This window comes from Olivibacter sp. 47 (genome assembly GCF_030372825.1).
Lineage (GTDB): Bacteria > Bacteroidota > Bacteroidia > Sphingobacteriales > Sphingobacteriaceae > Olivibacter > Olivibacter oleidegradans.
The window spans coordinates 332,222-356,141 of record NZ_JAUCNR010000001.1 but is presented as its reverse complement, the minus strand read 5'-3'; the positions used below and the strand labels follow the sequence as shown (position 1 = coordinate 356,141).

The 23,920-nt window shown below is 40.8% G+C and carries 12 protein-coding genes; 11 read left to right on the top strand and 1 reads right to left on the bottom strand.

What is annotated here, in order from left to right; genetic code table 11:
* The first annotated feature begins 121 nt into the window (after positions 1-121).
* The 9 genes from QT327_RS01420 to QT327_RS01380 all read left to right on the top strand — a co-directional run bounded on the left by QT327_RS01420 (position 122) and on the right by QT327_RS01380 (position 15,056).
* Positions 122-394 (top strand): hypothetical protein, encoded by a 273-nt coding sequence (locus tag QT327_RS01420; RefSeq protein ID WP_013667531.1) that lies wholly within the window; start codon positions 122-124, stop codon positions 392-394.
* Positions 395-517: 123 nt separating this feature from the next.
* Positions 518-1,549 (top strand): sialidase family protein, encoded by a 1,032-nt coding sequence (locus QT327_RS01415; protein WP_289551740.1) that lies wholly within the window; start codon positions 518-520, stop codon positions 1,547-1,549.
* A gap of 121 nt (positions 1,550-1,670) precedes the next feature.
* A complete protein-coding gene (locus QT327_RS01410; RefSeq protein ID WP_013667529.1) occupies positions 1,671-2,273 on the top strand; it encodes an RNA polymerase sigma factor in 603 nt (200 codons plus the stop codon).
* A 59-nt stretch (positions 2,274-2,332) separates the two neighbouring features.
* Complete coding sequence (locus QT327_RS01405) at positions 2,333-3,265, top strand: FecR family protein (protein WP_289551739.1); 933 nt, start codon at positions 2,333-2,335, stop codon at positions 3,263-3,265.
* 147 nt (positions 3,266-3,412) lie between these two features.
* Entirely contained in the window at positions 3,413-6,739 is a 3,327-nt protein-coding gene (locus tag QT327_RS01400) for a SusC/RagA family TonB-linked outer membrane protein (RefSeq protein ID WP_289551738.1), read from the top strand.
* Between the two features lie 133 nt (positions 6,740-6,872).
* Positions 6,873-8,492, top strand: coding sequence for a RagB/SusD family nutrient uptake outer membrane protein (locus QT327_RS01395; protein ID WP_130855346.1), 1,620 nt, complete (start codon positions 6,873-6,875; stop codon positions 8,490-8,492).
* A 569-nt stretch (positions 8,493-9,061) separates the two neighbouring features.
* Positions 9,062-10,783 (top strand): DUF4979 domain-containing protein, encoded by a 1,722-nt coding sequence (locus tag QT327_RS01390; RefSeq protein ID WP_289551736.1) that lies wholly within the window; start codon positions 9,062-9,064, stop codon positions 10,781-10,783.
* A gap of 223 nt (positions 10,784-11,006) precedes the next feature.
* A complete protein-coding gene (locus QT327_RS01385; protein WP_289551735.1) occupies positions 11,007-12,677 on the top strand; it encodes a GH39 family glycosyl hydrolase in 1,671 nt (556 codons plus the stop codon).
* Positions 12,678-13,070: 393 nt separating this feature from the next.
* A complete protein-coding gene (locus tag QT327_RS01380; protein ID WP_130855349.1) occupies positions 13,071-15,056 on the top strand; it encodes a sensor histidine kinase in 1,986 nt (661 codons plus the stop codon).
* A gap of 12 nt (positions 15,057-15,068) precedes the next feature.
* On the opposite strand, the gene QT327_RS01375 is transcribed toward QT327_RS01380, so the two are convergent.
* Positions 15,069-19,199, bottom strand: a complete 4,131-nt coding sequence (locus QT327_RS01375; RefSeq protein WP_289551734.1) for a hybrid sensor histidine kinase/response regulator — start codon at positions 19,197-19,199, stop codon at positions 15,069-15,071.
* 291 nt (positions 19,200-19,490) lie between these two features.
* Here QT327_RS01375 and QT327_RS01370 point away from each other — a divergent pair, with 291 nt between their 5' ends.
* On the top strand, positions 19,491-20,363 hold the full coding sequence (locus QT327_RS01370) for an AraC family transcriptional regulator (RefSeq protein ID WP_289551733.1): 873 nt from the start codon (positions 19,491-19,493) through the stop codon (positions 20,361-20,363).
* 253 nt (positions 20,364-20,616) lie between these two features.
* Positions 20,617-23,901 (top strand): SusC/RagA family TonB-linked outer membrane protein, encoded by a 3,285-nt coding sequence (locus QT327_RS01365; protein WP_289551732.1) that lies wholly within the window; start codon positions 20,617-20,619, stop codon positions 23,899-23,901.
* Positions 23,902-23,920: the final 19 nt, after the last annotated feature.

Genomic DNA, 23,920 nt, shown 5'->3' with positions numbered 1-23,920 from the left:
AAAATTTTATTTTGCATAAATCATACAGTTTATTTGTGAAAAAATGAGTGATGATCGAGGCAGTTGTTCTCGGTGAGCGCGTACAAATATTGTTAGGTTTGCAAATATTAAAAACCGGATTATGTATACAGTAGGATTTATTAGAAGATGTTATCCTGACGTCCTGATCAACCCAGTATCTTGCAGGAGCTTCGCGGAACTTTTAACATGGTTCAATCAATACGTGAACGACGAAGGACACTATATGCATAAAGACTATGTAATCGATACCTTTGCCGATACATTGGAACAGGAAAATGCCATTACTATTAACCTGGATAACGGTATTGCGCTTGTGTTCGCTATTGCGGATCGCTTCGAGAAAAATGTTCATAAGCATGTGCATTTTAATTGACGGATGCTTGCTACAGAAAACCGATTAACAGTTACTTTTTAGCATTTGGACGTTATTTGGACTTTGTTAGTTACTTGCTTATAAAACGATAAGTATTAACTTAGCCTTTCTAACAATTTCAATATGTTAAAAAAGCTGTCTTTGTTGTCTGCTCTTCTATTTTTTCCTTTCTTAGCTCTTTACGCCCAGAAGAGGTTGAAAATTATTAAACAAGAACTGGTGTTTACCAATCCTCCTTTTAAGGAATGTCATGCATCTACACTTTTGGAAGTAAAGCCGGGTATCTTATTGGCGGCTTGTTTTGGAGGTTCGCAAGAAGGGAAGGAAGATGTGAGCATTTGGCTATGCAAAATAAACAGCGAAAAGATTTCAACGGCCCAAATAATAGCTGATGGTGTCATAAATGATACCTTACGTTATCCAACCTGGAATCCCGTTTTATTTAAATCACAAGCGGGGAAAACCTTTCTGTTTTATAAGGTTGGACCCAATCCGAGAGCATGGTGGGGAATGGTAAAAACATCAACCGATGACGGGCTAAACTGGTCATCCCCGCAGAAACTTCCCGATGGAATCCTAGGCCCGATCAAAAATAAGCCGATTCAGTTAGCTAATGGCTATATCTTATCGCCCTCTAGTGTAGAAGTTACCGAAAATAAATGGAGAGCTCATATTGAACTATCAAAGGATGACGGTGAAAGCTGGCAATATATACCCATAGATACTGCCTCCGAGTATAATGTAATTCAACCAAGTATTTTAACTTACAAGAATCAACGATTACAAGTACTTTGTCGAAGCAAAGAAGGATCAGTAATCCAATCTTGGTCTGAAGATGGAGGACTACACTGGGGTTCGCTGAATAAAACCGCCCTTTTAAATCCAAATTCCGGAACGGACGCCGTTACCTTGCGCGACGGACGCCAACTGATCGTATACAATCCGGATGTACCTGGAAAGGAGTGGTTCAACAACCGGAGCAAGTTACGGATTGCCTGTTCTTTAGATGGTAAGAAATGGACTGATGTAGCCGTTTTAGAAAATGGTACAACAGAAGAATATAGCTACCCAGCCATTATACAAACGAGTGACGGCCTGATTCATGTCTTGTATACCTATGATCGGAAAAATATAAAGCACGTGGTTTTGCAGTAATTGGATGCATTCATTCTTATACCCTTAATTTTTTTGTCTTTTTTGCATGTATAAAAAATAATCGTATGTTTGACATTTAATAGTCGTTTACTAACCATTTTCTGTATAAACCTTGGGGACGATGCATACGAATCAATATCATTTCCTTTCCGACAAGGAGCTGATTGCTATGTTAACCAATAGTGATAAGCATGCTTTCGATACGTTATATCATCGCTACTCAGCTATGCTTTTGCATTATTTGAGTAAATTGTTGATGGACGAGGAGTTGGTACAGGACTTATTGCAAAATATATTTGTTTCCTTATGGGAACGAAGAAAGCGATTGCCTCCTATAGAGTCTTTAAAAACATACCTTTTCAACTGTGCTAAATATCAGGCCGTCGACGTCATTCGCAAACAGGTGAAACAACGTTCTTTTGAACAACGCCACGTTTTTCCGAACCAATCAGTTTCACCAATCGAATTACAATCCGCAAAGGAGTTAGCTGCATTCCTGGAGGCCTGCACGAGGAATATGCCCAAAAAGACAAAAGAGATTTTTGACCTAAGTCGGAACGAACAACTCAATCATAAAACAATTGCGGATAGGTTACATATCGCTCCAACAACCGTAAAAAAGCAGATCAATAATGCATTGAGGTACCTGCGCTATAAACTGTCTACTACTCCTTTTTGGAATGATATGCTGTTGCTATTTATCATTGTGAATGGCGTGCAATAAAAATAAATTTTTTATACTACCTATCGCCTCCTTCTACGACTTATGTGAAATTAATCTTTATGGATGCACATAAGCTAGCCGATCTGTTAAAGAAGTACCTAAACAATACTGCTTCTGAAGAGGAGCGAACACTTGTTGATGCATGGCTTAAACAGCGAGAAGCAAATGCATTTTACCAAGGGAAAGATGCCGACTTAACGCGCGCGCAATTCATAAAAGAAAAAATAGATAAACAGATTCGCATTAATAAATATAAGCGGACGGCGGCTAGCACCTTAGTGGGTGCTACTTGCATCTGTCTATTCTCGTTAGGGCTTAATTATTGGACAGAAAACACAAAGGAACACTACGAAGAGCAGTATGTTGTGCAGGCCTCTAAAAATCAAAAAGTCCGCATCCGAATGACGGATGGTTCTATCATTATGCTAAATGCCGAAAGCAAGTGTAGTTATTCAAAGAAGTTTGGGGTTAAGGAGAGAAGGGTACAATTGCTAAAAGGCGAAGCTTATTTTGATGTAGCAGCCAATCAGCACCAGCCTTTTGTAGTGGAAACAAGGCACAGTCGAACCTTGGTTCTCGGTACAGCTTTTAACATCAATATAAAAGAGGCGGCGGATGCTGTAACACTTAGGAAAGGGAAAGTCGCCGTAACATCGAAGCAGGTAGCGGGGCAGCATAAATCGCTCTATTTAAAACCGAATGAACGGGCCTTGATCGTCAGCAATAAAACACCCATGAAGGAACCGGCAGATGCCTTGTCAATAAGTAATTGGAACCGGATTTATTTTGAGGGGCAAACACTTGAAAATGCTGCAAACAAACTGATGCAAGTGTATGGAATACAGATCGATATTCACCGTGAAAAGCTACGAAAGGTCAGGTTCTCAGCAAGCTTCAATCTTTCGGACAAACCTACCGATGTCATTTATGAACTAGCAAAAGCCAACAACTTTAATTATAAATGGGCTAATAATCAAGTAACCCTGTACTAAACATGCATTAATGAGATAAGAAAATGAAATGAAACCAAAAAGGGGAACAGAACACAGTGCTCTGCTCCCAGCGGCATGGTTTGTAACGCGAATCACTTCATCATGCCCCGTTCAGAAATTATACCAATTAACCGAACATTTAAAGATATGGAAATCTGTATTAAAATGCCCACGTTGATAAAAAGACGGAGGGATATAATTAGTTTATTATGTATTGTTTTGTATTTACAGCTACCAATGTTTGCTGTAGGTACAATTAGAAAAAAGCAGTCGTTAAGTGAAACAAAGATAAGCATTCACAAAAACGGCACCTCCCTAAAGAACATATTAGAGGAAGTAGGCAAGCTTACCGGCTTACGGATTATATATAACGAAGAATTGGTCGCAGCTTATCCTAAGCTACAGGTCGACGAGAAGGAAAAACCGCTTGCTATAGTCTTGAATCATCTTTTAGCGAATACAAAGCTTACCTATGAGCTGCGTGCCGAAAGCATTATCATCAGTGAGAAAGATAAGTCTGTTCCGGAGTCGATTAAGAAAGAAGAAATAAATGACGCAAAACTTGCACAGGAACGCCAAATCAACGGGGTGGTAAGGGATCAAAATGGGAGTACTTTACCAGGGGTTAGTGTACGACTTGATGGAACGAACCGAGGTACTACGACCGACGAAAACGGAACATTCAGTTTAGCGGTTCCTGACAATGCTAAGCTGCTAATCTTTTCATATATGGGCTTTCGTGCGCAGGAAATACCTCTTACAGGTACCAATAGCTTAAAAGTTGTATTGCAAAGCCTCGAAAATAACCTGGAAGAAGTGGTAGTTATCGGTTACGGAACACAGCGTAAAGGTGACCTTACCAGCTCAGTGGCAACGGTTAAATCGGAAGACTTTTTAAAAGGCGCTGTGCGGGATGCTGGTCAGTTGATTCAAGGGAAGGTAGCTGGTTTAACTATTACCAATCCCAGTGGTGATCCAACCGAAAAAACGCAGGTGCTATTGCGGGGAAATACCACCATATTGGGTGCCAATTCCGATCCTTTGGTGTTAATAGACGGTGTTCCAGGTACGTTTAATACGGTAGCGCCTGAAGATATTGAGAGTATGGACGTATTGAAAGACGGCTCGGCCGCCGCTATATATGGTACAAGAGGAACAAATGGGGTGATTCTTATTACCACGAAGAAAGCGAAAGGGGATGGAATCAACCAAGTTGACTACGGCGTGTATGCTACCACTTCGCAGATCAGCCGCCGTCTTGATATGCTAACGGCAGCTGATTATAGAGCCCAAATTGCTGCCGGTGAGCGCGATGCTTCGTGGGACTTGGGGGCATCAACCGACTGGTTGGATGAAATAACTAGAAACCCTATAAGCCACGTACATAATTTGGCCTTTCGAGGTGGGAACCATAAAACAAATTACATTGCTAGTCTTAATTACCGCGCATTACAAGGAATATTTAAGCGGTCGGATAACAACATCTTTCAAGGCCGACTGGAAATCAATCAATCCTTGTTTGACGACAAGGTGAATGTAAATTTTAGTATGATTGGCAATCAGACCAATTATACGGCTACCGGTGATAATGATGGTTTCAATAATTATGTTTATAGGCAAGCTATCATTAGAAACCCAACGGCTCCTATTTATGATGCAGAAGGCAAATGGCAGGAACAAGCTGGTTTATTTGAATACGAAAATCCACTCGCGCGTTTGTATGAAAGTGATGGAAAGCAGGAAATTTCTGAAATGCGCTATAATGGTAATATCAGTTATAAGCCGATCTCGGACTTGAAATTAAACGCCTTATTATCTTATGTGAAGAGCCAGCAAAATGGGGGCTATTATGAAACCAAGAATCATATCTCCACGTTAAGGGACGGAAGAAATGGTTTTGCCGCCGTCGGTTCAAATGCAAATATGACCAAACTGATGGAGCTTACAGCACAGTATAGCAAGGAAGTAAATAACCATACGTTTAATCTATTAGGCGGCTATAGTTATCAGGAAACAGATTATACCTCGCAGAGGATGACGAATTGGGACTTTCCAACCGATAACTTTAGCTACCATAACATAGGAGCTGGCAGAGCATTAAAAGAAGGTTTGACTGAAGAGACGACCTCCCGTATAACGACGAATTTAATTAGTTTTTTCGGACGTCTCACATATTCTTACAAGGATAAATACCTACTATTAGCAAGTGTAAGGCACGAGGCGGCAAGTCAGCTGTATGGTACCAAAAATCCTTGGGGAACTTTTCCGGCTGTTTCATTGGGATGGCGATTAACCAAGGAAGCTTTTATGCAAGATCAGGAAATATTTGATGATTTGAAGCTTCGCGCAGGTTATGGTGTAACGGGAAGTCAACCGAATTTAGGGTTTCTAGGCGTTGCCTTGCTTAATTATAGCGATTACTTTTATTCTAATGGTAACTGGATACAAACCTTGGCTCCGTCACAAAATCCAAATGCATATCTACGTTGGGAAGAAAAGCACGAAACCAACTTCGGTTTGGACTTTAGCATGTTCAACAGCCGGTTAAGCGGGAGCATCGATGTATATAATCGGGATATCAACGGGTTACTCTATGATTACGCGGTACCAAGTCCGCCTAATTTGTATAAAACAACGAGGGCTAATGTAGGAAAAATGCGCAACAAAGGGATTGAAGTACTTCTATCCTTTAACCCGATCAGAAAGAAGCAATTTAACTGGTCGACCTCCATTAATTTTTCAACAAACAGCAATGAGCTGATCAGTTTGTCTAACGAACTATATCAGTCGTCAAGCGATTATTTTATGACCGGATGGATCAGCGAACCGGTTAAGACTGAGTCTCACATTGTGCGTGTAGGCGATAAGATCGGTAATTTCTATGGCTTTAAAGTAATTGATATTTCAGACGACGGAAAATGGATCTATGAGGGTAGAGACGGAAATCCGGTAGCTTACGACGACTTTCCGCGCGCATTCGAAGATAAAAAAGTAATCGGTAATGGACTCCCTAAATGGTATGCTGGATGGAATCATTCCTTCCAGTATAAGCAGTTTGATTTGAATATCAGTATGCGTGGCGCATTTGGTTATCAGATTATTAACGGTGCACGGATGTATTATGAGAATACAAACTTAGAGCAATACAATCGTTTAAAATCAGCCTACGACAAGATTTATGGAAAAGCGATTTTGAACAAGCTCGTCCCCGGCGAATTTAATAGCTATTATGTAGAAAATGGTGATCATTGGAAAATAGATAATATTACACTTGGGTATACTTTTAAATCGGATAAGTGGAAGGGAGTCAAGAGCTTGCGTGTTTACGCATCCAGTTTAAATACCTTCATTATTACTGGTTATAAGGGGATCGATCCGGAAGTAAGCCGTGCAGGCCTTGATCCGGGTTATGACAACCGAGATCAATATCCGACGATACGCTCCTTTACGATCGGGGCAAATGTTAGCTTTTAAAGGAACGAAGTGTACATGGATATTATAGAAATGCTAAAAAATAATAAAGATGAAGCCGAGATGTAAGTAATATTGACACACGGGGCAGTCATTATTTACTCGAGCTCTCATCAGCCATTAAAAAATAATAAAGATGAAAATAAAGATATTCTTAATCGGTTTAATGCTATCATCATTGATCATAAACCTTTCCTGTACGAAGTTGAAAGACGATGCTTACGACCGGGTTATCGCAGATGAATTTGTGGCGTCTGGTGACGATCTAATTGCGCTAATAGGATCCGCTTATGTTCCATGGCGACATACCATGCTTCTATGGAATGGTGTCGTTCGAGCGCAAATGCTTACCGCTGATCAGGACGTATTACCCGCCCGACCCAATGGCTGGGTAGATGGTGGTGTTTATAAACGTTTACATCAGCATAAATGGACTTCTGAAGATGAGGTGGTGCGGAATTGCTGGGAACGAACATATGTAGGTGTGAATAGTTGTAATCGCATAATTTATCAGATCGAATCGGGGGCTATTGAAGTTCCAGATACCCGCGAACAAATATTGGCGGAGTTAAAGGTGCTACGTGCTTCCTATTATTATTTATTATGCGATCTCTATGGTAATGTACCTATTGTAACCCAATTTGACGTGCCGGAAGGCTATTTGCCAGAACAGAACACGCGACAGGAAGTGTATGATTTCATTATTTCAGAGATAACAGGAAATATCGATCAGTTGAGCGAAACGGTAGGTGGTAATTTTTATGGCCGTTTTAATAAGTGGGCTGCATACAGCTTGTTGGCTAAGGTATACCTGAATGCCGAAGTGTATACCGGTACAGGAAACTATGATGCTTGTATTGAAGCGTGCAACCGCATTATAGAGGCGAATAAATATGCTTTGGAGGGAAATCAATCTAATGTATTTGCTACACATAATGAAAGCTCTGTTGAAATTATTATGGCACTGGCATTTGACGAAAATTATGTGAGCGATTGGAATGCTTTCGATTTTCATATGTATACGTTACAGCCTGCAAATCAGGCAACGTACAATTTCACAGCTACCCCCTGGGGAGGAGTTTGTGTAACGCCTCAATATATTAATTCTTTTGATCCGGATGACAACCGCTTAGTCACTAATTTTATACAGGGACAGCAATATTCGTCTACAGGTGCCGCATTGAATTGCACAATGGGAGCCTTTGCCGGGCGGCCTCTTGCTTATATCAATGAGGTGCCAAGTATGGACGAATCACAAGAGGTGCATGGGTTACGCTGGGGTAAGTTTGAGTACGCCCAGGGAATAACGAATCGATTGAGTAACGATTGGCCACTGTTTAGGTATGCGGATGTCCTGTTAATGAAAGCAGAATCGCTTTTGCGAACCGGCCGACAGGATGAAGCGGCGACCCTTGTAACAGAGGTAAGGGCCCGTAATTTTAAAGCAAGCCCGGAGAAGGCCAAAGTAACCGGCGCCCAACTCTTGCAGGGAAGCGCTTATGACTATGGTAGGCGAGATAATAATGCGAATACACATGAAGGCGGTGCTGATATTCAATATGGAAGATTTTTAGATGAACTGGCCTGGGAGTTTACACAAGAGGGACGCCGTAGGCAAGATATGATTCGCTTTAATGTATTTACGAAGAAATCTTGGTTTTCGCACGATCCAAGCGCGGATTATAGAAAACTATTTCCTATTCCAAATTCTGAGTTACTGACTAATAGTAAGCTTAAACAGAACCCGGGGTATTGAGGTGTTTTGCATAGTTAAATAGGATTAGCGGCAGTTGCACTAGTAGGCATTTGCGGTTGTTTTTTGCAAAAGAAACAACAAAGCTGTCTGCAGGTTACTGTCGCTATTACGAATGAAATAAAGAATTCTTTAAAATAAATCGATCGCCTATTGCCTATAGACTCTTATTAGTAATAATAACCGCTTTACTGCGGCACCGACAAAAGTTGGCTGCCGGCAGCTAAAAGCTAATACTAATAACCTAGTGCCTAAGGCCCTAAAACCAAAGCCTAACCTTTAGATACGCTATTTAATCTACTAAGTTATTCTATCATATTCCTTAAGATTCTTATCATGATTTTATAGGAATTTATCTCGTATTGTGTTGATTAATAGTTTTTTGTGCTGTTTTGTTTTTAAGATTAAGTTGGTTCTGCTTCCGTTCTTCAATTGCCTGAACCGGTTTAGATTACTAGTTTTGATGAAACCATTATAAAAAAACGGCGGTAAGCGTGCACTATTTTAGCGTGTCATAATTGGGTTTGGTGTTTTACTTGCTACCACAGAAATTATAAACTTAATCGGATTAGATGATGAAAAACATGTACTTTAAAAGTGTACTTGTCGTTCTTGCAAGTATTTTCTTATTGTTGTCTTGTAAAAAAGTTTTACATCCTGTCAACCCGGGTGCAGAAGAGCATTTAGATGGTTATTTTTTTGACGATTTCGGCAAATTGGATAGTTTGACATGGCGCACGCCAACCAATGGTGCCACCGTAGCCCTATTGAATGGTGCCATGCAGGTAACAATGTCCGGAACCACAAAATTTAGAGGCGATATACAGCGCGTTGGCGGAGCGGTACTTAATATTAGCAACTATCCTATAATTGCCGTTAAAATGGCAAAACCGCCTAAAAGTAATTTTTTTTTCGATACGAATCTCGGTGCTTTTGATAACCGTAATAACAACCATACAGTTATCAAAATGGCTTCCGGTAATGTTTATTATTGGGATCTGAGCAAAGGAAAACTCGGCAGCAACGCACTGCCCCTTGACAGCAACATTAACTTATCGCTCTTCCAATTTAAGGTAGCGGATGTTGAATTAACTGCTGCCCAATTGGCTAACCGGCAACTTGACTATCCGGTTTATTGGGTGGGTACTTTTAAATCCGTCGAAGACCTTCGTCAAAAGGTTGGTGCGCCAAACCCTGCTCCATTTCAATTCACAGCACCGTTCAAACATCCGGGTATGTTACATACAATGGCGGATTTAAATCATATTCGTTCCTTAGTTGCCGACCAAAAGCCAAATGCTTATGCATGCTATCAGTTGTTGGCCGCCAATGGCCGTTCCTCAGCTTCCTTTAATATGGCGGGGCCCTTTACAAAACTTACAAGAGATGCAAGTCAAACCGTTGACGGGATAGGAGGAGGCGCGGTGAAATCGCGAGTAGAAAATGATTTCCTGGCTGCTTATTACAATGCCTTGATGTGGAATATTACGGGTAATGTCGCTAATGCACAAAAATCGATTGAAATTATTGATGCTTACGCTTCCACTACCACCGGTATCATCGGTGGCGATGCTGAGTTGAACGGCCTTTATGGCTTCATTTTAGCAAATGCTGCCGAAATCATGCGATCGACTTATCCACAGTGGCCCACAGCCTCTATCCAGCGTTGTGGTACTATGCTAAAGCAGGTATTTTATCCGACTTTACAGAATTTCAGACCCTATGCCCATGGCAACTGGGATATTATTTGTATGAAGGCATTGATGGCCATTGCCATCTTTACCGAAGATCGGGAAATGATAAATCGAGTTGTTACTTACTTTTATCATGGTGAGGGCAATGGAAGTATCGACAATTATGTAGTATCTACCGCCGGACAACTGCAAGAAAGCAATCGAGACCAACCGCATACCATGCTGGCGCTCGGATCATTAGCTGAACTTGCTGAAATGGCTTATCACCAAGGAATAGATTTATACAAGGCTTCTAATAATGCTCTTATGAGAGGTTATGAATATACAGCCAATTATAACTTGGGAAATGAGGTGCCTTACGTGCTTTGGTATGACTACGGGGAAAGAAATTATCAAGATTACACACCAGAGGCCATATCTCCAAAGAATAGAGGAAATTTCCGATCTGTATTTGAAATTGCATTCAATCACTACGTACACAGAAAAGGCTTGGCAATGCCCTTTACTTCTCAGGTACTACAGGACCTGCGGCCGGAAGGGGCCCCATTTGGAGCCGATCACCCAGGCTATGGAACCTTACTTTTCAATAGGTGGGAATAAAAGAGTGTACGAATAGCTATTAAACTATTTAACATATTTTCCATCAATCTACGTCCATACAGAGGTGCTTTGACGGAACTAATAAATTTATAAGCTGGATAAAGTTTGGAATGTTATTACATTTATTCAACTTTATTGAATAATAAAATATACCAATTTTATAAATGATTTTTCAACCACTTATAAATCATAGATATGCGAAACACATTTAGCTATTTACTTCTTGTTTTTTTTTGCAATTGTATCCACAAATGCAAAAGCCCGGCAAACTTCAACTACTAATAACCTCATCAAAGTAGATCTTCAAAAAAAGATAGCTCCGATGAAACCGATATGGGCCTGGTTTGGATACGATGAACCTAATTATACTTATATGAAAGATGGCAAAAAGCTTCTTTCTGAACTGGCTGATTTAAGTCCGGTTCCGGTATATGTCCGTACACACAGCTTATTGGTAAGTGGCGATGGAACCGCTGCTTTAAAATGGGGCTCAACGAATGCGTATACCGAAGATGCAAATGGGAAGCCTGTTTATGATTGGAAAATTATTGACAGTATTTTTGATACGTATATTCAGAGAGGAATGAAACCCTTGGCTCAAATAGGTTTTATGCCCGAAGATTTATCATCAAATAATCCAAAACCTTATCGACATCGTTGGAAGCCCGGTGATCCTTATACCGATATTATTACTGGATGGGCCTATCCTCCGAAAGATTACAATAAATGGCGAGAACTGGTTTACCAATGGGTAAAACATGCCGTGGAGCGATATGGAAAAGAGGAGGTAGAAACGTGGTATTGGGAGGTATGGAACGAACCTAATGGCCATTATTGGATGGCTAGTCAGGATGAGTTCTTTAAGCTTTATGATTATGCGGCGGATGGTGTTAAACGCGCACTGCCAACTGCTAAAATTGGAGGACCTAATATCGCGGGCACTTCGAGTAAAGGTGCTATGGAATGGATGAATAATTTTATAAAACACTGCATTTCCGGTACCAATTACGCCACGGGAAAAAAGGGATCACCCTTGGAAGCCTTGCTTTTTCATGCTAAAGGTTCACCCAAGGTGGTAGACGGGAAGGTCGTGATGAACATGTCGCCACAGATGCGTGATATTGCTGCGGGTTTCCGCATAGCGTCTTCTTATCCTGAAACAAAACATTTGCCGCTTATTATCGGTGAATCAGATCCTGAAGGATGTGCAGCATGTGGTATGGCAACGAACCCTGAAAATGCTTACCGAAATGGCACCATGTATTCGAGCTATACTGCCGCTTCCTTCGCAAGGAAGTATTTGTTAGCTGATGATGCAAAAGTGAATTTTCTGGGCGCGGTATCTTGGTCTTTTGAATTTGAAAATCAACCTTGGTTCTACGGCTTCCGTGATTTGGCAACCAATGGAGTTGATAAACCGGTACTGAATGTTTTCAGAATGTTTGGTATGATGAAAGGCGATCGTATATCAGTAGAGAGTAATCGAATGTATCCACTTGAAACGGTACTTGATTCCAGTGTGCGTGGACCAAAAACGGATATTGGCGCATTGGCTACTAAAGATGTAAAATCAGCAGCGGTGATGGTTTGGAATTATCACGATGCCGATGAACAGGGGCCTGCCGAAATTGTGAATGTAGTTTTAGCGCATGTACCAGCTAAGGATGCCACGCTCCATCTGTATCTTATTGACGACGAGAATAGTAATTCTTACGAAGTTTGGAAAAAAATGGGCTCACCGCAAAAGCCAAGTCAACAGCAAATCTCAACGCTTGAGCAAGCGGGTAAACTAAAGTGCATTTTGGAAAAAAGAATAGATATAAACGCGGGCAAAGCCCTTGTGCCTTTGTCGTTAAAACGACAAGCGGTAGCGCTTATTAAACTGGACTGGTGAGGCTGTTTTTAATCATTACTGCATAGCGTAGATGAAGAATATTTTATGACGGAGATGGTTTGATCAAATAAGCTTAACTTTTTATTTTACGCTTGTTAATAATTGGATGTTTAGTGAAAAACGAAATAAAAGTCCTAAAGAGCATGTTTTAACATCTTTAGCTGTGGGCGACCGCATCAGGATACTAAGGATGAATCAGCGGAGAACCTTGCAGGACGTGGCGGATGGCTCAGGACTTTCCAAAAGCATGATCTAAAAATTGAAAATAACAAGGCTATTCCTTCATCTCTATGTTAAAGGCGAATCCACCAACGGGAGTTTACTTTAAGGAAATTCCATTTTCGGTAAATTTTAAATATTTTTAACGATTGTAATCGAATTTAATTTGCCGATATGCTTCGCAACCTGTTTTGTTTAATCTTTTTTCTAAACTACCTAACTGTATGTCTGGCACAAGTGCCACTTGATCATAGTAAATATAGGGACAGTTTAAATATGGTTTTGAAAGGCACCGCGTCTGATAGTGTTAAAGCACGAACAAGTTTTCTTTTAGCTGAATATTGGTCCGCCAAGGATACAATCAAAGCAAAGCGATACCTTGAACAAGGAACGCAATTGAGCCGTAACTACCCCTATCTACAGGGAATACGTTATTATTTTGAAGGTTCTTTTGAAGAAGAAAGGAAAAAAAGTGAGGACATTTATTTAAAAGCAGACGACGCTTTACGCAAATATACAGGTCGGGATGTTTATCTATTTCGATCAAAAATTTGGCGGAAGATTGGTTTGTGGAAACAATTGGATGATGACGAAAAGGCTTTCACCGATATTTTAGTAAATAAAGCCATTCCGTTTGCCCAAAAGTCCGGCGACTATTCGCTGGTTGGTGATAATTACCTGGCAATGGGGATTGTTTTCAAAAATAAACGGCAACTGGAGAAATCTGAAAAATACTGCTTGAAGGCGATTGAGACATTAAAGGATGCACACGCTGAGCCTGGATTATTGGCGAAAGCCTACGTTACTAATGCTGAAAATTATGTTTTTCTGGAAAAGTACCCGAAGGCAAAAGCGATGCTGGATAGCGCACGTGTTTTACTCGCTCCTTTTCCCGAGTCTGAACATTTTCTGCGCTATTATATGATAGAAGGAATGTACTTTACCGTAGTTAGAGCCCCTGTTAAAGCGCTGAAAAGTTTGGATAAAGGAATCGGATTAGCAAAAAAGCTAAACATGACCTATGACGAGCAGAGTTTGGTGTTCCAAAAATTTTATGTCTACTATGAAAACGGAGACTATCAACGAGCAAAAGAAGTACTTCATCAGCTATTAAATCGAAAGGAATTGATGTCACTTGCCGTAAATAGATTGCAAATTTATGAAGGATTGGCGGAAACGAATGTAAGGTTGAAAGATATGTCTTCTGCTTATAACTGGTTAAAGCAATATAGTGTTTTGAGTGATAGTTTGAATGCGAGTAAACTGAAAAATGATATACACGAACTGGAAGTCAAGTTTAGAAATGCAGAGAACGAAAAGAAAATCAGCGAATTGAAGGCGGAGAATGATCGAACTGTACTGGAAGCCCGTAACAATCGTCTCTTTAACTGGCTATTAGGAGCTTTAAGTCTGGTATTATTGTTAGCTTCCTTTTTCTCGTTATGGTATTACCGGAATAATAAAAAGTTGTCGGAACAAAAGGAACTAAATTATCGACAGCAATTAAAGGAAGCCGAACAACAACGACAGCTTGAGTATAGTTCAGCCTTATTAGAAGGAGAAGAGAAGGAACGTCGACGTTTAGCACGTGATTTGCATGATGGTTTAGGCGGCTTGCTTGCCAATGTAAAGATCAATCTTTCGGGTTTGGAGTCGAGAGCTGAAACCAATGTAATTGTAGAGGATTTAGGCGGCATCATTAATCAGGTTGATGGTTCACTGACAGAATTGCGCCGTATAGCCCATAATATGATGCCTATGGCGCTTATCAAATTTGGTTTAGAGATCGCGTTGGAAGATCTTTGTGATTTCTTTAGAAACGAGGTAACCTACATAAGTTTTCAGGCATTTGCTATACAAAAGGATATACCTGAACAGGTACAAGTGAGTATTTACAGGATAATACAAGAGTTATTGACAAATGCTGTACGTCATGGAAGGGCTAGCCAAATTGTGTTGCAATGTAGTCAAAATGAAAATCGCTTTTTCATTACCATGGAAGATAATGGCAGGGGTTTCGATAAAAGTATATTGAAAACTAAGAAAGGTATCGGTCTGAACAATATGGAGAGTAGAGTGTCCTTTTTGAAAGGAAATCTAGAGATTGATTCAGCAATAAACGAGGGAACTACCGTGAATATAGAATTATCTATACGCTAATTAGCGACCTCGTTATTCTTTTTTCTGAACTTTAAAATGCTTAGCAAAGGTTACCCTGTGTTTTCTAATAAATTCCGACGGACTCGATCGAAATAGTTTGGTGAATTGCTTACTGAAATATTTGGGATCATTAAAGCCCGTTCTGAAAGCCGCTTCTGTAACGTTACAATCCGTGTCGATAAGTAATTGAGCCGCTTTACGTAACCGGATAAAGCGGATAAAGGCGCTGACCGACTGCCCCGAAATGGATTTTACTCTTTTGTATAGATTAGAATGACTCATGCCAATCTCAGCGGCAAGCGCCTGTATGCCGAAGTCGGTGTCGGTTAAATGTTGTTCCACGATTTCTATGCAACGATCCAGAAATTTCTTGTATTCCTCTGATATCACTACAGTGTTAAATTGCAGCGTTATTTCATTATAAAAATAATTTTGTAAATAGTTTCGGTTTTGCAAGAGGTTGGCCACACGAGCAACTAAATAATCTGTTTCGAATGGTTTAGTAAGAAAATCGTCAGCCCCACTATCAAGGCTTTTTAATTGGACATCCTTGCCTGTATTGGCGGTTAATAGAATTACGGGGATATTGGAAAAGGTTGTGTCATTTTTTAGCTGTTGACAAAAGCTAATGCCATCCAGTTCACCCATCTTATAATCTGTAATAATAAGATCGGGCAGCTTCCTCCGAACCATTGCCAAACCCTCCTCGCCATCTTCGGCTTCATAAACTGTGTAAATTGACTTAAAGATATTTTTGATATAGTTGCGAATATCCACATCGTCATCAACCACCAGCAAACTTCTTTTATCACTGATGAATTCTTGGTTTAAATTCGTTGTATTCAAATCTAACTCCACTGCTTCCGAAGAGTTTGATATGAGCGAATGATCCGGAAGCGAGGAAACGGAATGGACTGCGATAGGAGGGGCTTCAAAGGGCTGCCTATCCTGTTTCACAAGTACCACCTTGAATGTGGTACCATTACCAAGTGCACTCTGATAAGTCAAGCTTCCTCCATGCAATTCGACAAATTGTTTAGCAAGATAAAGCCCGATTCCAAAGCCTAATTTACCGGTTTTATTTCCGTAATCGGTTTGGTAAAATCGTTCAAATAGTTTATCTCCTTCCTGAGCTGAAATGCCGCATCCTGTATCAGACACTTCAATTATCAGTTCCTGTACCATCTCAACAACATTTAGCCTGACTCGACCCCCAACGGAGGTATATTTTAAAGCGTTTGAAATAAGGTTGAAGAATACCATTTCAAGCTTGTCCCGATCGCCTACGAGATACAGTTCCTTATTCGGGCAGAAAAAATCATAAATAATGTGTTTGGTCTGCGCTTGCTGTATAAAATAGAGGTATACTTCTTCACATAAGTCATGGAAATTGAAGTAAGAGTTGTTTAATTGCTCATAACCCGCTTCCACTTTCCTGAAAAGAAGGAGCTGATCAACCAAATTTAACATACGACGCGCACTTCGGTACATAATATCCAATTCGTTGCGCACCTCCTTTTCGCTGATCCGATTCAACAATTCTTTAATCGGATTGATAATTAGTGTGAGCGGGGTACGGAACTCATGAGAGATGTTGGTGAAAAAGGAGATGCGTTTTTCATTCAGTTCTTTCTCTTTTTCATTGATCAAGCGTTCTTGTTCAAAAGCGATCAAATCCTTTTCGTGCCGTACCACTTCTGCATCGTATTCAGCCTTTTTACGCAATGCGTCCAGCTTTGATACTTTTACTTCATATTGCAAACGCGTCTGCCTGGTTCGGTACAAGAGATATCCGGATAGCAGTGCAGCTGCGGTTACTGCATATAACAAATAGGCCCACCAGCTTCGATACCAAGGTGGAAGTATGGTAATTGCCAGACGTGTATTACTATCCATCCAAATGCCCTCGCTGTTTGTGCAACGTATATGTAAGACGTAAGAGCCTTCTGCCATTCGATTGTAATTAATGATCCGGTTATTACCGGCATAATTCCAGGTTTTATCCCAACCTTCCATATAATATGCATACTGTATCTTATCCGGTGCTGAATATTCCAAGGCGGCAAATTGGAAGCTTAACGCAGCTTGGTTATAAGGCAAAACAATAGGCGTATTCATGAAGGGGAACACTTTTCCATCCACCGCCACTTGCGTGAAGTGAAGTGCCGGGCTTGTTTGAGCAGTTGTTATTTCAGCTGGCATAAATAGATTGAAGCCCTTTATGCCGCCAAAGACAAAGGCTCCGGAGGCTAAACGGTCAGCCGCGCACAATTGGAATTGATTGCTTTGGAGTCCATCGCTTTGATAATAGTAAAGAAACTGCTCTCGCTTTGGATCAAATTTCATTAAGCCATTATACGTGCTCATCCATAAGTTACTTTGCTCGTCCTCTAAAATGGAAAGCACCGCGTTGTTGCTGAGCCCGTTTTCTGTGGTATACCGTTTAGTAATTTGGAAGCGCTCCCGATCGAAAAGGAAGAGCCCTCCACCTTCGGTACCAACCCAAAAATGACCACCCCTATCCTCGTAAATGCTGGTAACCGTGTAATGAATAGGGAAAAACCGATGATTTTTTGCTGCGGTGTCGATTTTTACTAATTCGGTAAGGTTTCCACCCCATAGTGTGCCTTGTCTGTCTTCTGTAAAGGAAAAAAAATCGCTCAAGCGATCATCGAAAAGTTGAAAGCTATCAGATTGATAATTAAATCGATATAGGCCTCCTGTAAGTGTTCCCTGCCTTAAAGTGGTTGCCCAAAAGTTACCGTGCCTGTCCTTATAAAGACGTCGAATAACTTTATTCTCAATACCTGTACTCGGATTGATACAACGAAATCGTTCAAAAGTACCGTTTGCCGAATGGTATCGGTTGATTCCGGCATTGAAAGTGCCTATCCAAACGGCGTTTTCATTGTCTTGGAGTATGGAAGTGACAGAATTACTAGATAAAGAGGTGGCTTTGTTTTCGTCATGAAGAAAATGATGGTAAAAGCCTTTGTTCGGATGCCATATGTACAATCCATCATTTTCAGTGCCGACATACAGATTATGATCGCCATCTTCCATAAATGAAGAGATCGCTAACTGACTGGATTTAGTTGTTCCGAGTTGGCCCGGTGTGAGGGTACGGAATTTTTTTTTGTTAGGGTCCATAATGAGCACACCACTGATGGATGTTCCAATCCAAACTCGAGCATCATAGTCGACATAAATGGAGTAGATATAACCATAGCTCGACAAATTCTTTTGATCAGATGATAAAAAGGCTTGAGCCTCTTTTTGTTTAGCATGATATATAAAAATACCAGCTTCGGCTGTTCCGATCCAGAGTTCATCGGCTGTGCGCCATGTGAGACAGTTGACCGTCAGCACGCCTTGATCAAACTTATCTAAAAATACTTTTTCTAATTTTTGTTGTTTGATATCAAATTTTAACAAACCTCGGTAGCTGCCAATGTAGAGATATTGGCCATCGGCTTCCATGCTAACAGCGAGTTTAATTTCCTCGTTGATCAGTTCCAGGCACATCTTGTCGTAACGCAGTACACACAGGCCAATTTTTTGAACAAAAACCCAGACAGTTCCGTTAGGCGCGATGGTAAGGCAGGGGACACCGTAAGTGAGATTTTTTTTACCGTCTATAATTAACGGAATTTGCCTTGCTGTATGCCCACTTTGGCAATATAATAATCCCAATCCTTCAGATGCAATCAACATATTACCGACTTTATCTGTTTGTACTGTACGTATTACCTCTTGTAAAGGTTTAGCATGTTGGCCGTGATAAGGGAGGTGATCTACAGGCATAAATGTATTGGTAGTATCATTGTAGATACAAACGCCTTGTCGGGTCGCTGCCCATAAACGATGTTGCCTGTCATTGGTAACCGCTGTTAAAATATTATGAGACAGCGACGAGGAGTTATCCACCTGCTTTCTAAAAACATCAAACGTGTACCCGTTGTAACGATTGAGGCCATCTTTGGTGGCAAACCACATAAAACCGCGATGGTCTTGGGTTATGCTCCTTACTTGGTTGTTAGATAAACCGCGTTCAATATCCACATAGCTGATATTTCCTGATTTTTGGGCATAAAGCGTTGTAAAACAATATAATGAATAAAATATTAAAAGTAGCGCTTTCATTAGGTTGCTTATGCGTTTTATTCCATTTTAGGGTTTCCGGCGTTAGAACCATAAAAGTAAAATTTTTTCAATATAAAGACAGAATTATTTCCTTTATGAAGCGATGCCTTTTCACCCCGATTTTTCCTGAACCGATATAGGAGGCTCGAAAGCCAGGAAAATGAATCGAAAATAGCCACCATTTTTACGGATTTGTCCCCCTTTTAACGGGGTAGATAAATCAATTTCGCAAAACAGATCGGCAGATCGCCTTCATCTGAACGCTAACCCGGAAGCTAACCATAGAAAGAAATGAATGCACAGCAAATTATAATACCCAAAAAAGCAACCAGCTCGCTTAACGTACGGAGAGTCATGACACCTAATCTAAATGATCGATGGCATTGCCATGAAGAGTTAGAACTGGTTTGTTTTCATAAGGGTACGGGTACGCTTTTTATAGGGGACCATATTCGTACATTTCTTGCGGGGGATCTTGTGTTGATTGGGTCGAATTTACCCCATCATTGGCGTTACGACCACTCAATCCGTTTGCTAGGTGATAATACACCCTTTACGACGACGCTACATTTTAGACGTGATTTTTTAGGGCAGACTTGGTTGAATTTGCCCGAGGCAAAAGCAATTAAATCACTGCTATTGAAGGCAGAAAGAGGCGTTTTAATTAGTGGATTGGAAACAAAAACGTTATTTGGGAATGTAGAGAGAATATGCGATGCGGACGGTTTTCGGAAAATATTGGATTTATTGGATTGCCTGCGGAAAATGACCGAATGCAAAGGATTAAACACTTTATCATCGAGGGGGTTCCAATATACGGGCAATAAAGTGGAAACTGATCGACTCAATAATATCTACCATTATATCTTAACTAATTTTCAAGAGAACCTAAATTTAGAAAAGGTGGCACAAGTAGCCGATTTGGCACCCAGTTCTTTTTGTAGGTATTTTAAAGTCACTACGGGTAAAACTTATAGTCGTTTTTTGCAGGACGTTCGGATAGGCTATGCATGTAAGTTATTGTTGAGCGATCAGTTGTCTGTAAAGCAGGTATGCTACAGCAGTGGATTTAGAAATTACACCTCCTTTCATGAGGCCTTTAAAGCTGCCACAGGTATGACGCCCAAAGCCTACCTAGAGAAACATCAGGTTATGGACGTTTAGGGCTTCGCATTACAAATAATATGCAAATGAATTACTAAGGATATTTAACAATCTTCTCAGTTTAATTACCCTGCATACGGATTTTTTAAAAGATATAAGTGTATTAAAGTCAGCTTTTTATCTTGTTTTTAATATGTATTACTATCTACAACTCCTACCGGGTTCTCATTTCCTGAATCGGTTTAGGCTTTATAGTTTTGACGCATTAAGCGAGCATGGACAAGTGTTAAGAGACTAACCAACCAAAAAATATATGAACTATTTAATCGAATTAAAAAAAAGAAAGCATTGGTGTGTATTATTCCTTTTCACATGGTGCTTAACCCAAGCAGTTGCCCAAAATCAGCAAACAATGGGAGCTACCCAAGGAAAATTAGTTGGAAAGGTAATTGACGCCAATACCAATGAGCCGTTACCTGGTGTTTCAGTGAAAATAAAAGGGACGTTGCAAGGTACTGCAACCGACGTAAACGGAAGTTTTAGCTTAAAGGGAGGCGACGGCACTGTTTTGCAAATCTCGTATACCGGTTATATCACAAGAGAAATAGTAGTAAACGCTCATGAAGCTTTAACCATTTCTCTAACAGCTGATCAACAGGCTCTGGATGAAGTGATTGTTGTGGGCTACGGTACACAAAAGCGTACGACACTGACCGGAGCCGTTGGCACAATAGGTAAAGAAACCTTTCAGGATAGAGGACCCATCTCAAATCCTTTAGCGGCTTTGCAAGGTCAGGTAGCAGGTGTAACAGTCACACGGAGTTCGGCCCAACCAGGCCGCGAGAGTTGGAATTTCCAAATGCGAGGCGCTACTTCTATCAATGGTACAGAAGCATTGGTCATCATTGACGGTGTTCCGGTTCCAGGGGTTAGTGCACTTAACTCGTTGAATCCAAATGATATAGAAAATATTTCTTTTTTAAAGGACGCAGCGGCAGCTTCGATTTATGGTGCTCGTGCGGCGGGTGGGGTTGTGTTGATTACCACTAAGCGGGCGTTAGATGGCAAACCCACTATTAACTACAATGGCTCCTTGTCGCTCAAGCGTGTAGGATTGCTTCCTCAGCTGGTAGATATAAACGGGTGGGGGCCCATGATCGAAGAGGCGCGTTTATCGGATGGTTTTGGTGCCGAAGATTTATGGATCAACTTAGCGCGAGCATCTATGTATGCAAAGCAAAATGGATTGAACTATCTAACAAGACAGGAATATTTAGATCAAGGATTTACCGGTTTTACCGATGTGCGCGATTTTATGTTTTTTGATGGTACCATGCAGGATATACTTTGGGGCACCGCTAGCAGTCACGAACATCAGTTGAGTATCAGCGGTAAAGGAGAAAAGACAGGATATCGTATTTCTTTGGGGTACTTAAATGATGGAAGTTTATTGCAGTATGGGGACAACAGCAATAAACGCTATAATTTACGCTTATCCCATGATTACCAAATTACGGATAAATTTAAATTGCAAAGCAATCTATCATTGGAACGGAATGATATTGTGCAACCTAGCGGTTTAGGAGGTCTGTTGAATAATGGTATTCAACCAGGTATGCCCACAACCACTATTAATGGCAAACCGTATATCTGGGGTTCGGGCATTGGCAATGTGGCGGTTAATAATATTGCACAATACGGGGGAGAGAATAAAGAGTTCCATACGCGGATTAATACCAATTTCAATTTGTCTTATCAATTGAACGAACATTTAAGTGCAAATGCGGCCGTCGGTTATTATTTCTACAATCGCGATAATCGAGTACAAGAAAACCTGGTAGGTTATTATGACTACCTCGAAACGGCTCCGCCCATTTATTTGACGTCCACCGGAGCTAACCAAAATTTTTATCAAAGAGGGGCACGTCGCGAAAATTACTATACAGGAAATATCTATTTGCAATATCAAAAGGTATTCGGTACGGATCACGATTTTAAATTGATGGCTGGAACGCAATACGAAAGGAATGATTTCAATCGCTTCTTGGGGAGAACATTGGATGTACTGGACGGCGTTCCTCCGTCATTAAGTAATAGTTTTGGCGATCCTACGACAAAATCAGTTTCAGAGACCCAAGGGCATAATGCATTAGCCGGCTATTTCAGTCGCGTGAACTATAATTATAAAGGACGTTATTTATTGGAAGTGAATGGTCGCTATGACGGTTCCTCCAGATTCCGAGCGCAAGACCGATGGAAATTATTCGGCGGTATTTCAGGTGGTTGGCGTTTGAAAGAAGAGGCATTTTTGAAAGATGTTGAATTGGTGAGCGATCTGAAGCTTCGCGCTTCTTGGGGCACTGTTGGTAACCAAAGTGGTATTGGTTTATATGATTATTATGAATATTTGCGATTGGACTACTCGACTGGCCCGGCGTCGAGCGGCTTCCCTATTCTAGGTAACAGTCCCGCCGTTCGGGTGTCGCCTCAAAATTTGGTGGCCTTTGACCGAACTTGGGAGGAATTGCAAACAACTAATATAGGGCTCGACTTTGCTTTCGCCAATAATCGATTGACGGGTAGTGTTGATTATTTCGTCAAACGGAATAAGAATATGCTCTTGGCGCGTACCTTTCCGGCAGTGTTGGGTGCAACGGCTCCTCAAGGAAATAATGGTGAACTGAAAACAAAAGGTTGGGAGTTAAGTCTTAACTGGCGCGATAAAATAGGAAATGTAAACTACCATATCGGTGGTAATATTTCAGATGCCAAAAATGAGCTTGTCAATTTTGGTGGACAAACATTGATTCAATCAAGTAACCAGGGTTTTAATAGCAGCGTAGAAGGGTATCCTATCAACTCTTACTTTGGATTAGTGTACGACGGTCGTATTCAAACGCGAGAACAATTGGAGGCTTATATCGCTGCTTATAAAAACGGCTCCAATGTAATTCCACAAGGCACGGGTAGAAATAACGGACTGCAGTTGGGCGATAATATGTTTAAAGACGTGAATGGAGACGGTAAGATCACATTTCCTGACGACGCGGTCTTTTTAGGGACGGATGATCCCCGTTATTCTTTTGCCATAAACGGGGGCTTCGATTGGAAAGGTTTTGATATGAGCTTTATCTTTCAAGGGGTAGGTAAGCGCGCGATTCTTAGAACCGGTAACTGGCGTATTCCAGGCGCAGTTGTCTACCAAGCACAGAATGAGGCTTTTTACAATAAATGGTGGACCCCCGAGCGTACTGATGCAGCATATCCTCGTATATCTACAACCGGAAACATTAATAATTACAATTATTTTCCGTCAGACTTTGTGCGCGAGAACGGCGCATATTTACGTCTGAAAAATTTAGTGATTGGATATACTATTCCGCAAATCATAACGAGAAAAATTGGTATTGAACGTTTGCGGGTTTATTTCTCGGGAAATGATCTTTGGGAGATTAGCAAAATCCGTGATGGATGGGACCCGGAAGCACCGCGAACGGTTAATACAGAGGGAGATAGTGATAACAACAATGTACATACCGTTAGTCAACGTTTCCCTTTCTATCGTTTCTATACTTTCGGAGTAAACCTAACGCTTTAACCAATCAAATGCACAATAT

What these genes read in the sequence shown, in the direction of transcription:
- QT327_RS01400 (WP_289551738.1), top strand. Translation starts at nt 3,413, where the DNA reads ATGGAAATCTGTATTAAAATGCCCACGTTGATAAAAAGACGGAGGGAT.
- QT327_RS01390 (WP_289551736.1), top strand. Translation starts at nt 9,062, where the DNA reads ATGATGAAAAACATGTACTTTAAAAGTGTACTTGTCGTTCTTGCAAGT.
- QT327_RS01410 (WP_013667529.1), top strand. Translation starts at nt 1,671, where the DNA reads ATGCATACGAATCAATATCATTTCCTTTCCGACAAGGAGCTGATTGCT.
- QT327_RS01420 (WP_013667531.1), top strand. Translation starts at nt 122, where the DNA reads ATGTATACAGTAGGATTTATTAGAAGATGTTATCCTGACGTCCTGATC.
- QT327_RS01415 (WP_289551740.1), top strand. Translation starts at nt 518, where the DNA reads ATGTTAAAAAAGCTGTCTTTGTTGTCTGCTCTTCTATTTTTTCCTTTC.
- QT327_RS01375 (WP_289551734.1), bottom strand. Translation starts at nt 19,199, where the DNA reads ATGAAAGCGCTACTTTTAATATTTTATTCATTATATTGTTTTACAACG.
- QT327_RS01395 (WP_130855346.1), top strand. Translation starts at nt 6,873, where the DNA reads ATGAAAATAAAGATATTCTTAATCGGTTTAATGCTATCATCATTGATC.
- QT327_RS01405 (WP_289551739.1), top strand. Translation starts at nt 2,333, where the DNA reads ATGGATGCACATAAGCTAGCCGATCTGTTAAAGAAGTACCTAAACAAT.
- QT327_RS01370 (WP_289551733.1), top strand. Translation starts at nt 19,491, where the DNA reads ATGAATGCACAGCAAATTATAATACCCAAAAAAGCAACCAGCTCGCTT.
- QT327_RS01380 (WP_130855349.1), top strand. Translation starts at nt 13,071, where the DNA reads ATGCTTCGCAACCTGTTTTGTTTAATCTTTTTTCTAAACTACCTAACT.
- QT327_RS01365 (WP_289551732.1), top strand. Translation starts at nt 20,617, where the DNA reads ATGAACTATTTAATCGAATTAAAAAAAAGAAAGCATTGGTGTGTATTA.